The following is a 12,351-nucleotide window of genomic DNA, read 5'->3' on the forward strand; positions in this document are numbered from 1 at the left end:
TTTACCCCTTGTTTGCAGCCCGGAAGCCATTTTCCAGGTCGGCAATTAAATCTTCGCCATCTTCAATACCGGTGGAGATACGCAGCAGCGTTTCGGAAATCCCGGCAGCAGCACGCGCTTCTGGTGCCATGCCCGCGTGTGTCATGGTTGCGGCGTGGGAGATCAGACTTTCAACGCCCCCTAACGATTCCGCCAGCGTAAACAATGACAACCCGCCGAGGAAACGGCGCAGCGTTTGCTCATCGCCATCCAGTTCAAAACTTAACATCGCGCCAAAGCCTTTTTGCTGACGCGCAGCAATCTCATGGCCCTGATTATCCGGCAATGACGGGTGATACAATTTTTTCACCAGCGGCTGAGTTTGCAGATAATCGACTATCGCCTGAGCATTACGTTGCGCCACCTCCATTCGAGGAGACAGAGTACGCAGGCCGCGCAACAGCAGATAACTATCAAACGCGCCGCCGGTCACACCAATATTATTCGCCCACCATGCCAGTTCAGTGACCGTTTCCGGATCTTTCGCTATCACAACACCAGCCACCACGTCTGAGTGACCGTTTAAATATTTCGTGCATGAATGCAACACCAGATCGGCGCCCAATGCCAGTGGATTTTGCAGTGCCGGGCTTAAAAAAGTGTTGTCGACCACGCTGACCGCGCCAGCTTCACGCGCCAGCTGACAGATTTTCGCAATATCCACCACGCGCAGCAGCGGGTTGCTTGGGCTTTCTACCAGCACCAGCTTCGGTTTTTCCGCCAATGCGGCCTGCAATGCCTGCTCATCTCCTTGATCGACAAACAGGACGCGGTAACAGCCACGTTTTGCCAGACTGTCAAACAGTCGATAGCTCCCGCCGTAGCAGTCATGCGGTGCGACCAGCAGATCGCCTGGCTTGAGGAAGACCGTGGTCACCAGATGAATCGCCGACATGCCAGTATTGGTCAGCACAGCACCAGCACCGCCTTCCAGTTCCGCCAGCGCACGCTGAACAACATCGCGCGTTGGGTTGCCGCGACGCGAATAGTCATGGGCGCGAGGTTCATTAAATCCGGTAAAGTTATAGGTGCTGGAGAGGTGAATCGGCGGGACAACGCAACCGTACTGTTCGTCGTCATTTAACCCGCTACGCACTGCGATGGTGGCCTGTTTACGCGTCATATTGAGGAGATCCTGGCTGAGTCGGTGAAAAGTCAGACACCAGAGTAATCATAGTTACGATAGCCGTCAATACATCTGGACATCTAAACTTCTTTGCGTATAGATTGAGCAAACTGGAAATAGCCGTTAAAATTATATGCATTAGCGTACATCTGCGTCGGCTTACTTCGTGTCAGGGCCACGCCACTACGATAAACTACGCGCAATTATGGTCCGGGCTCAGGTTCTGGCCTCAATATTAATGACGAAGAGGATTAGGTATCTCATGGCTGAATGGAGCGGCGAATATATCAGCCCATACGCTGAGCACGGTAAGAAGAGTGAGCAAGTCAAAAAAATTACGGTTTCCATTCCTCTGAAGGTGTTAAAAATCCTTACCGATGAACGCACGCGTCGTCAGGTGAACAACCTGCGCCACGCCACCAACAGTGAACTGCTGTGTGAAGCGTTTCTGCATGCTTTTACTGGGCAACCCTTACCCAACGATGACGACCTGCGTAAAGAACGCAGTGATGAAATCCCGGAAGAAGCAAAGGTAATCATGCGTGAACTGGGTATCAACCCGGAAACGTGGGAATACTGATAGTTAGAACAGCAATGGGCGTGTAGAGGCGGGAATGCTCCCGCCTTTTCTCACTGTGTTACTTACTAATACCATTGAGTTTATTCAATGTTTCTTCCATTTTGAGCGTTTCCGTACGGTTCAATGGATAGAAATAAATCAGAATGACCGCCGCCAAAAACAGGCATAGCGCCGGCAAGAGATTCGCCATCGTATAAATATTTTCCTGCACAATGCTGGTTTGCACTGCACCACCTGTTGACGATGATTGATAGCCAATGATAGCCAACATAAAGCCACCAATCGCCCCTGCGCATGCCTGACCAACCTTGCGCGCAAAGAAGTTCACACCATAAACCGTGCCATCCTCGCGATCGCCAGTGACATACTGATGGTAGTCACAAACATCAGTCATAAACGCCCAAATCATCAGGTTGAATAACCCTGCACCCAGCGTCGCCAGGAACAAGAAAACCAGATAGACCTTTGCATCCGTAATGTGGACAAAGTACATAATCACATACATGACCACGGCAAAAAGCAACGCGCCTACGCTGGCTTCTTTTTTACCAAACCGCTTCGTGAGCCAGGATGCCGATGGCGCCAGCAAAACCAGGGAACCAAAGGTAAACAGCAACGCGACTGACATCGCCTCTTTATTGTGGAAATAGTCATTAAACAGGTAAGTCATGTTGGTACCGGACAACCCCTGATTAATTACAATCAGCAAATCCACAACCACTAAAACAATCAGCGCCTTATTGCGTGCCAGTCCCTTCAGCAACACCGAAACGGGCATGCTCTCTTTTCTCTCCACGCGCACGCGCTCCGTCGTTAAATGACAGGTCAAGGATAAAAAGATCAAGCCCAGCACTGCGCAACCAATGGAAATCCAGAAGAAGTGTTGCCCGGAAATCACCTGGCTTCCGTCCACCAGGGTGGTGTACATCAGGATCGGAATGAAAAAGCCAGTTGCCCCACCGCCAATTGCTGACCCAACGCTACGCCAGGTTGAAAGCGATACACGATCATCCGGATTCGAGCTAATCGCCGCAGACATAGCACCGTACGGAATACTCACGGTCGATAACAGCGAACCGTAAATGAAATAGGAGCAACAGATGTAGATGATTTTCGCCGTATAAGAAAAATCATTCACAAACGGCAGGAACAGGACAACCGCAATGATGCAAAATGGATACTTCATGCGACGCACCCACGGGTTGAAACGTCCATGTACCGTCAGTTTAGAGGTATCGCATAAGCGCCCTACACCAACATCAACGAACGCATCAAAGAGTTTGGTCACAAAATAGAGTGAGCCAACAATAACGCCGGAAATACCGAGGACGTTAGTGTAATAAATCATTAAAAAACTATTAACTAAGCCAAGAATAAAACAGGTTCCGAGGTCACCACATAAATAACCGATTTTATCTCTAATTCCGAAAGGCCTGACGGCAGTGGTTTCATTATTTCCGATAATAGTTCCATCATTAGACATGATGTCAACTCCTTAGACATATTATTCACACAAACTATGCTTATCGACGTAATCAGCCAATACGAAAACTATTACCGATTAGAAGTTATAACCAAGACCGACACGATAACGGGTCTGACGATCGTCTGTAGTGGTAGTGTTATAACCCGAGGAAGCGTTGCCAACTTCAACAAATGGAACCCATGAGCCTAGTTTATACGCCACGCGGAAGTTATATTCATAATCATCTTTCCGGTTGTTATATAAATCTTCGCTATCGGCAATTTTATAAATACCATTTAGCTCAAACATCCAGTCATTGACGTTATAACCAAGCCAGGCTTCCGGACGATAGACCATGCGGTCATCTTTGCCGTCAGTGTTTCTGCGCATGTACTCCTGACGATAGCGGAACGCGGTCCACCAGTTGTCGTTGATGTTGTACTGCACGCGGATATAAGGCTTATAAATCGCGATATTATCGCCCGTTTCGATCGCAATGCCGGGCTGCCAGACAAGACCCTGCCATGTGAACTGGTAGCTTGCGGTATACTCGTTACCGTTACTTTCCATATTATTCCACGCATCATTTGACTGCGTGTTTTCGGAACGAGAAATGGCTTCGACTGCGACACCAAAACCCGTGGCAAAACGGTGAGACATATACACACGATCGTAATTACGTCCATCGTCATAATATTCATGTCGGTAATCAACATAACCCGCCTGTGCGGCCGCAGAGAATAATGGAATCAGTAATAACGCAGATTTAAATTTCATGACAATCCCTCTTCACACTCAACAACGGAAATAATCCATCTCGTTTGTCCATAAAATGGGAAAACAAAAAGGCTTTTAGATTAATTTTATATTTCCACGAAAGTGTATTTTAGAAAGAAAGCAGAAACCTTTGGTATTTTGCCAGGAGCTGGTAAAAGTGGCAAAAGACAGAAGATAAAAAGGACGCAGATCACCAGTTGCAATATTTTATCGAAAAAATAAAACGCCGTTTTATTTATTGAATAAAATAGATTATTCAATACATCAATATATATTTCAGTTCTGAAGCGCAGAAACAAAAAAAGCGCCATAAGGCGCTTTTTTCTGACAGCTGAAACTTACTTGCTGCCTGGGATGCTGAAACGCTTGTTGAAGCGATCAACACGGCCACCGGTAGCAACATCACGCTGCTTGCCAGTATAGAACGGGTGGCACTGACCGCACACGTCCAGGTTCAGATCGTGACCGACGGTAGAGCGGATTTTCATGACGTTACCGCAAGAGCAGTTTGCAGTAATTTCTTCGTATTTCGGGTGAATATCTTTTTTCATGGGAAAACCTCGGTTTAAGGCCGCGTCGCTCTTCCAGCCCTAACGCCAGACACCACGCGATGTTAATTATTCCCCGTCACCTTTCACACTGCTGATGCGTTGCCTGCGTTCACTCACTCTGGTCACATAGTTCACTATGCTCCCAGAGATTCGCTCGCTTGCCGCCTTCCAGCAGCGCGAAACTCTCGGGTAATGGTCAGTATTTGACGCAATCAATTTGCATCAAAGGCGGCGAATCATACAGAAATTAACCTGCTCATGCAAACTGATCCGCATTCTACCCTCCACTAATGTGTATACTAACCCGCCAGATTTCAAGTCAGGATGATTCAATGCCCGTTGCGCACGTTGCCTTACCTGTTCCGCTACCTCGCACCTTTGACTACCTCCTGCCGGAAGGCTTGAGTGCCAAAGCCGGGTGTCGTGTACGCGTGCCCTTTGGCAAGCAGCAGGAGCGCGTGGGTATCGTCCTTTCCGTCAGCGAGCACAGTGAACTGCCGCGGAGCGAATTGAAAGCCGTTCTAGAAGTGCTGGACAGCGAACCGGTCTACTCGACCTCTGTCTGGCGTCTGCTGTTGTGGGCGGCTGATTATTATCATCATCCCATCGGTGACGTACTGTTTCACGCTCTGCCAATTTTACTGCGCCAGGGACGCCCGGCGACAAACGCGCCCATGTGGTACTGGTTTGCCACTGAAGAAGGCCAGGTTATTGACCTCAACAGCCTAAAGCGTTCTCCCAAGCAGCAACAGGCGCTAGCTGCGCTACGCCAGGGGAAAATCTGGCGCGACCAGGTGGCTGAACTGGAATTTAATGATGCCGCATTACAGGCACTGCGGAAAAAAGGGCTGTGCGATCTGGCGAGCGAAACACCAGGCTTTAGCGACTGGCGTACGCACTACGCGGTTTCCGGTGAGCGTCTGCGGCTGAACACCGAGCAGGCCACCGCCGTCGGGGCGATTCACAGCGCCTCAGACAGTTTTAGCGCCTGGCTATTAGCGGGCGTAACGGGATCAGGCAAAACAGAAGTCTATCTCAGCGTTCTGGAAAACGTCCTTGCCCAGGGCAAGCAGGCGCTGGTGATGGTGCCGGAGATTGGCCTGACGCCGCAAACTATTGCCCGTTTTCGCGAACGTTTTAATGCGCCGGTCGAAGTCCTGCACTCCGGTTTAAACGACAGTGAACGTCTTTCAGCCTGGCTGAAAGCAAAAAATGGCGAGGCGGCGATTGTTATCGGCACGCGTTCTTCGCTGTTTACGCCGTTTAAAAATCTCGGCGTGATTGTCATCGACGAAGAGCACGACAGCTCTTATAAACAGCAGGAAGGCTGGCGCTATCATGCGCGCGACCTCGCGGTTTACCGCGCCCATAGCGAGCAAATCCCGATTATTCTCGGCTCAGCCACTCCGGCACTGGAAACGCTGTGTAACGTGCGGCAGAACAAATACCGCATGCTGCGCCTGACGCGCCGCGCCGGAAATGCGCGCCCAGCCACTCAGCACGTGCTGGATCTCAAAGGTCAGCAGGTGCAGGCCGGTCTAGCCCCTGCGCTGATCGCCCGTATGCGTCAGCACCTGCAGGCGGATAACCAGGTGATCCTGTTTTTGAACCGTCGTGGTTTTGCGCCTGCGCTGCTGTGCCACGACTGTGGTTGGATTGCCGAATGTCCGCGTTGCGATCATTACTACACGCTACATCAGGCGCAGCACCACCTGCGTTGCCACCACTGCGACAGCCAGCGCCCAATACCGCGTCAGTGCCCTTCCTGCGGTTCGACGCATATGGTTCCGGTAGGACTCGGCACCGAACAGCTTGAGCAGGCTCTGGCACCTTTTTTCCCCGGTGTGCCAATTTCACGTATAGATCGCGACACCACCAGCCGTAAAGGGTCGCTGGAGCAGCATCTGGCGGAAGTGCATCGCGGCGGCGCACGAATACTTATAGGCACGCAAATGCTGGCCAAAGGCCACCACTTCCCGGACGTCACTCTGGTGGCGCTGCTGGACGTTGACGGCGCGCTATTCTCCGCAGATTTCCGGTCAGCAGAACGCTTCGCCCAGCTCTATACGCAGGTCTCTGGCCGTGCCGGACGCGCCGGGAAGCAAGGCGAAGTGGTGCTGCAAACGCACCATCCTGAACATCCGCTGCTGCAAACCTTGCTGTATAAAGGCTATGACGCGTTTGCCGAACAGGCGCTGGCCGAGCGACAAACGCTCCAGCTTCCACCGTGGACCAGCCATGTGATCGTGCGGGCAGAAGATCATAACAACCAGCATGCACCAATGTTCTTGCAGCAACTACGGAATCTCATTCAAGCCAGCCCGTTGGCCGATGACAAACTCTGGGTGCTCGGCCCGGTTCCCGCACTGGCGCCCAAACGCGGTGGTCGTTATCGTTGGCAAATATTGTTGCAACATCCATCACGAATTCGCCTGCAACATATCGTCAGCGGCACGCTGGCACTGATCAATACGCTACCCGATGCACGCAAGGTTAAATGGGTGCTGGATGTCGATCCCATCGAGGGATAACCCCTCACGATGCGAGGCGGATCGTAAAATTAAAGATCCATCACACTTTTTATGAAAATTCTGTAACCGCTTCCATTCACTATCTGATAAAAATGTTTCAGATGAAGGTTATCCAGGGACGAGTCTGTGCCAGCAGCTCTCTGGCGAGGAGAAAGAGTGAAACCGAATAAGCAGGTTGCCGCCGCTACGATGAAAGATGTTGCTCTGAAGGCGAAAGTCTCAACGGCAACCGTATCCCGCGCATTAATGAACCCAGACAAAGTCTCGCAGTCAACCCGTAACAAGGTTGAGCAGGCAGCGCTGGAAGTGGGATATCTACCCCAATCAATGGGACGTAACGTTAAGCGTAATGAGTCGCGTACCATTCTGGTGATTGTGCCGGATATCTGCGATCCGTTTTTTAGCGAAGTGATTCGTGGCATTGAAGTGACTGCCGCAGAACAGGGATACCTGGTGCTTATTGGCGACTGCGCGCACCAGAACCAACAGGAAAAGACGTTTCTTAACCTCATTATCACCAAGCAGATCGATGGCATGGTACTGCTCAGCTCGCGCCTGCCGTTTGATGCCAGCGTGGAAGAGCAGCGCAATTTACCGCCGATGGTCATGTCGAACGAGTTCGCGCCAGAGCTGGAACTCCCTACCGTACACATTGATAACCTCACCGCCGCCTTTAACGCGATGAATTATCTGCTGGAACTGGGGCATAAACGCATTGGCTGTATCGCCGGCCCCGAAGATATGCCGCTGTGCCATTACCGTCTGCAAGGCTACGTTCAGGCATTACGCCGCAGCGGAATTACGGTCGATCCGCATTTTATCGCGCGCGGTGACTTTACCTATGAAGCGGGAGCCAATGCGCTGAAGCAGCTCCTTGAACTACCGCAGCCGCCTACCGCGGTCTTTTGTCACAGCGACGTCATGGCGCTGGGCGCACTCTCTTACGCCAAACGCCAGGGTCTGAAAGTCCCTGATGATTTATCCATTATTGGCTTTGATAACATTTCGCTCACGGAATTTTGTGATCCACCCCTGACAACCGTCGCACAGCCGCGTTTCGATATCGGACGTGAAGCTATGCTGTTACTGCTCGATCAATTACAAGGGCAGAGCGTCAGCAGTGGCTCACGTTTACTGGACTGCGAGCTTATTATTCGGGGTACTACCCGGGCACTGACGTAAAGTAAAGTGCTTTCGGACTCCCCTGTCTGGTCAAAGGCCCGCCGCTTAAGTAACATGGCGGGCTGACGAACGAATAAATACAGCGAAACGATAGTGGCACAACGAGATTATGTACGTCGCGGCCAACCGGCACCTTCGCGGCGCAAGAAGAGCACATCACGGAAAAAACAACGCAATACGCCTGCGGTATCGCCCGCAATGGTTGCTATTGCTGCAGCCGTACTCGTGACCTTTATCGGTGGTCTGTACTTCATTACGCATCACAAGAAAGAAGAGTCCGAAACGCTGCAAAACCAGAAAGTCACCGGTAATGGCATTCCGCCAAAACCGGAAGAGCGCTGGCGATACATCAAAGAGCTGGAGAGCCGTCAGCCTGGCGTACGTGCGCCTACCGAACCGTCTGCGGGCGGCGAGGTGCTGAATGCCGATCAGCTAACCAATGAGCAGCGTCAGCTATTGGCGCAAATGCAGGCTGATATGCGTCAACAGCCGACACAGCTCAACGAAGTACCGTGGAACGAGCAAACGGCTGAACAGCGCCAGCAAACGCTGCAGCGTCAGCGTCAGGTGCAACAGCAGCAGTGGAACAATGCCCAGCAGCAGGCTCAGCAGCCGCGTCCACGGGCAACAGAACAGCCGTATCAGCAGCAGCAAACGCGTACAGCACAAGCCGCGCCGGTACAACAGCCGAAAGCGCAGCCAAAACCGGCGGCGCAACAGCCGTATCAGGATCTGCTGCAAACGCCAGCGCATACCACCGCTGCTCAGCCAAAACCGCAGCCGGCCGCGCCAATAACCAATGAAACGCAGCCGCCAAAACAGACGGCTGAGAAAAAAGATGAACGCCGCTGGATGGTTCAGTGCGGATCATTTAAAGGCGCTGAGCAGGCAGAAACTGTGCGTGCACAGCTGGCCTTTGAAGGCTTTAACTCCCGTATAACCACCAATAACGGCTGGAATCGTGTGGTCATTGGTCCGGTCAAAGGCAAAGAGAATGCCGACAACACCATCAGCCGCCTGAAGGTTGCTGGTCACACAAACTGCATTCGACTCTCCACTGGGGGTTGAAACCCCCAAAATCTCCCCCATCTATACTTGCATTACGCCCCGTACACTGTGCGGGGCCTGTACATTGCATTTGTAACCAAGGGGTCTGCTCGTGACAACAATAGTAAGCGTACGCCGTAACGGCCATGTGGTAATCGCCGGTGATGGTCAGGCCACACTGGGTAACACCGTAATGAAAGGCAACGTGAAGAAAGTCCGCCGTCTGTACAACGACAAAGTCATCGCGGGCTTTGCGGGCGGTACTGCGGATGCATTCACGCTGTTTGAACTGTTTGAACGCAAGCTGGAAATGCACCAGGGTCACCTGGTGAAAGCTGCCGTTGAACTGGCAAAAGACTGGCGTACCGACCGTATGCTGCGCAAACTCGAAGCGCTGCTGGCCGTCGCAGATGAAACTGCATCGCTCATCATCACCGGTAACGGCGATGTCATCCAGCCAGAAAACGATCTGATTGCTATCGGCTCCGGCGGTCCCTACGCCCAGGCTGCTGCACGCGCTCTGCTTGAAAACACCGAGCTTGGCGCACGCGAGATTGCTGAAAAAGCGTTGGATATTGCAGGGGATATCTGCATTTATACCAACCACTTCCATACCATCGAAGAATTGAACTCCAAAGCGTAAGGATCCCCCATGTCTGAAATGACCCCACGCGAAATTGTCAGCGAACTGAACAAACACATCATCGGCCAGGATAACGCGAAGCGTTCCGTGGCGATCGCCCTGCGTAACCGCTGGCGTCGTATGCAGCTCAACGAAGAGTTGCGCCATGAAGTCACGCCGAAAAACATTCTGATGATTGGCCCGACCGGCGTCGGTAAAACCGAAATTGCCCGTCGTCTGGCAAAACTGGCCAACGCGCCGTTCATCAAAGTCGAAGCAACAAAATTCACCGAAGTCGGCTATGTTGGTAAAGAAGTTGACTCCATCATCCGCGACCTGACCGATGCTGCCATTAAAATGGTCCGCGTGCAGGCAATCGAGAAAAACCGCTTCCGTGCCGAAGAGATGGCGGAAGAGCGCATTCTCGACGTGCTGATCCCACCGGCTAAAAATAACTGGGGACAGTCAGAGCAGCCGCAGGAACCTTCTGCAGCACGTCAGGCATTCCGTAAAAAACTGCGTGAAGGCCAGCTGGATGATAAAGAGATTGAAATCGATCTCGCAGCCGCACCGATGGGCGTTGAAATTATGGCGCCTCCGGGAATGGAAGAAATGACCAGCCAGCTGCAGTCCATGTTCCAGAACCTGGGCGGTCAGAAACAAAAACCGCGTAAGCTGAAAATCAAAGACGCGATGAAGCTGCTGATTGAAGAAGAAGCGGCCAAACTGGTGAACCCGGAAGAGCTGAAACAAGAAGCTATCGACGCCGTTGAGCAGCACGGGATCGTGTTTATCGACGAAATCGACAAGATCTGTAAGCGCGGCGAATCTTCCGGCCCGGACGTGTCCCGTGAAGGCGTACAGCGCGACCTGCTGCCGCTGGTTGAAGGCTGCACTGTCTCCACCAAGCACGGCATGGTGAAAACAGATCACATTCTGTTTATCGCTTCTGGTGCATTCCAGGTAGCCAAACCGTCCGACCTGATCCCAGAACTGCAGGGTCGTCTGCCGATTCGTGTCGAGCTGCAGGCGCTGACCACCAGCGATTTTGAGCGTATCCTTACCGAACCGAATGCCTCCATCACCGTCCAGTACAAAGCGCTGATGGCGACTGAAGGTGTGGACATCAACTTCACTGAATCCGGTATTAAACGCATTGCCGAAGCGGCCTGGCAGGTTAACGAAACCACCGAAAACATCGGTGCACGTCGTCTGCATACCGTTCTGGAACGTCTGATGGAAGATATTTCCTATGATGCGAGCGATTTGAACGGCCAAAGCATCACAATTGATGCCGAATATGTGAGCAAACATCTGGATGCGCTGGTCGCAGATGAAGATCTGAGCCGTTTTATCCTATAATCGCGTTCAATGCATTTTCATCACTGTTGATGGGGCTGATAAAGCCCCATTTTTATTGGCGCTAAATATGACTGAACAACAACAAATTAGCCGCTCACAAGCCTGGCTGGAAAGTTTACGACCTAAGACCTTACCGCTCGCCTTCGCGGCGATCATCGTCGGTACGGCATTAGCATGGTGGCAAGGATACTTCGATCCGCTGGTTGCTCTGCTGGCATTGATTACGGCAGGACTGCTGCAAATTCTGTCCAATCTTGCTAACGACTATGGCGATGCCGTCAAAGGCAGCGACAAGCCCGACCGTATTGGACCGCTGCGCGGTATGCAAAAAGGGGTCATCACCCAACAGCAGATGAAGCGCGCGCTGATCGTCACCGTGGTGCTGATCTGTCTGTCCGGGCTGGCCCTGGTTGCTGTAGCCTGTCACACGCTGGCGGATTTTGTCGGTTTCCTGGTGCTCGGCGGCCTGTCGATTATCGCCGCGATCACCTACACCGTGGGTAATCGCCCTTACGGATATATCGGCCTGGGCGATATTTCTGTGCTGGTATTCTTCGGCTGGCTCAGCGTAATGGGAAGTTGGTATCTGCAGGCTCATACGTTGATTCCAGCGCTGATTCTGCCTGCCACCGCCTGCGGCCTGCTGGCAACCGCCGTGCTCAACGTCAACAACCTGCGCGATATCAACAGCGACAGAGAGAACGGCAAGAACACGCTGGTCGTGCGTTTAGGCGCCGTCAATGCCCGCCGCTACCATGCCTGCCTGCTGATGGGGACGCTAGTCTGTCTGGCACTGTTCAACCTGTTCTCACTGCAAAGCCTGTGGGGATGGCTGTTTATCCTTGCCGCTCCGTTGCTAATCAAACAGGCGCGTTACGTGATGCATGAGATGGACCCAGCTGCAATGCGTCCGATGCTGGAACGCACCGTAAAAGCAGCATTGTTAACTAACCTGCTGTTTGTCGTTGGAATTTTCTTAAGTCAGTGGTCTCTTTAACTGACAAATATCAATTAACAATTGATGATTTTGCCAACAGTACACATAGCGCGATATACTAAAAATTCTCGC

11 protein-coding genes are annotated in these 12,351 nt (G+C 52.1%); 7 read left to right on the plus strand and 4 right to left on the minus strand.

The features are described 5' to 3' along the window. Position 1: 1 nt before the first annotated feature. On the minus strand, positions 2-1,162 hold the full coding sequence (metB, locus tag IB222_RS22135; protein WP_003028818.1) for a cystathionine gamma-synthase: 1,161 nt from the start codon (positions 1,160-1,162) through the stop codon (positions 2-4). 265 nt (positions 1,163-1,427) lie between these two features. Between metB and metJ the strand changes: the two genes are divergently transcribed. Continuing rightward, entirely contained in the window at positions 1,428-1,745 is a 318-nt protein-coding gene (gene metJ, locus IB222_RS22140) for a met regulon transcriptional regulator MetJ (RefSeq protein WP_003825168.1), read from the plus strand. A 58-nt stretch (positions 1,746-1,803) separates the two neighbouring features. On the opposite strand, the gene IB222_RS22145 is transcribed toward metJ, so the two are convergent. The 3 genes from IB222_RS22145 to rpmE form a co-directional block, all read right to left on the minus strand. Next, positions 1,804-3,228, minus strand: coding sequence for an MFS transporter (locus IB222_RS22145; protein ID WP_003825170.1), 1,425 nt, complete (start codon positions 3,226-3,228; stop codon positions 1,804-1,806). Positions 3,229-3,306: 78 nt separating this feature from the next. Next, on the minus strand, positions 3,307-3,987 hold the full coding sequence (locus IB222_RS22150) for an oligogalacturonate-specific porin KdgM family protein (RefSeq protein WP_149384908.1): 681 nt from the start codon (positions 3,985-3,987) through the stop codon (positions 3,307-3,309). Between the two features lie 338 nt (positions 3,988-4,325). Then, positions 4,326-4,538, minus strand: a complete 213-nt coding sequence (gene rpmE / locus IB222_RS22155; RefSeq protein WP_008787040.1) for a 50S ribosomal protein L31 — start codon at positions 4,536-4,538, stop codon at positions 4,326-4,328. 332 nt (positions 4,539-4,870) lie between these two features. On the opposite strand from rpmE, the gene priA reads away from it, so the two are divergent. From priA to menA, 6 genes are all read left to right on the plus strand, one after another. After that, the gene (gene priA / locus IB222_RS22160; protein ID WP_048215183.1) at positions 4,871-7,069 is read left to right on the plus strand and encodes a primosomal protein N'; all 2,199 of its coding nucleotides are present in this window, start codon (positions 4,871-4,873) and stop codon (positions 7,067-7,069) included. A gap of 156 nt (positions 7,070-7,225) precedes the next feature. Beyond that, positions 7,226-8,251, plus strand: coding sequence for a DNA-binding transcriptional regulator CytR (gene cytR / locus IB222_RS22165; protein ID WP_003825179.1), 1,026 nt, complete (start codon positions 7,226-7,228; stop codon positions 8,249-8,251). Positions 8,252-8,344: 93 nt separating this feature from the next. Then, positions 8,345-9,319 (plus strand): cell division protein FtsN, encoded by a 975-nt coding sequence (ftsN, locus tag IB222_RS22170; protein ID WP_072025521.1) that lies wholly within the window; start codon positions 8,345-8,347, stop codon positions 9,317-9,319. Positions 9,320-9,410: 91 nt separating this feature from the next. After that, positions 9,411-9,941 carry an ATP-dependent protease subunit HslV gene (gene hslV, locus IB222_RS22175; RefSeq protein ID WP_003028805.1) on the plus strand — a complete coding sequence of 177 codons (531 nt, stop codon included), beginning with the start codon at positions 9,411-9,413 and terminating at the stop codon, positions 9,939-9,941. Between the two features lie 9 nt (positions 9,942-9,950). Beyond that, the gene (hslU, locus tag IB222_RS22180; protein ID WP_003028803.1) at positions 9,951-11,282 is read left to right on the plus strand and encodes an HslU--HslV peptidase ATPase subunit; all 1,332 of its coding nucleotides are present in this window, start codon (positions 9,951-9,953) and stop codon (positions 11,280-11,282) included. A 67-nt stretch (positions 11,283-11,349) separates the two neighbouring features. Next, positions 11,350-12,279: a 1,4-dihydroxy-2-naphthoate polyprenyltransferase gene (gene menA, locus IB222_RS22185; protein WP_149384907.1), complete on the plus strand. Its 930-nt coding sequence runs from the start codon at positions 11,350-11,352 to the stop codon at positions 12,277-12,279. The last annotated feature ends 72 nt before the right edge of the window (positions 12,280-12,351 follow it).

Origin of the sequence: Citrobacter sp. C13, assembly GCF_014596815.2 — a bacterium.
Lineage (GTDB): Bacteria > Pseudomonadota > Gammaproteobacteria > Enterobacterales > Enterobacteriaceae > Citrobacter > Citrobacter portucalensis.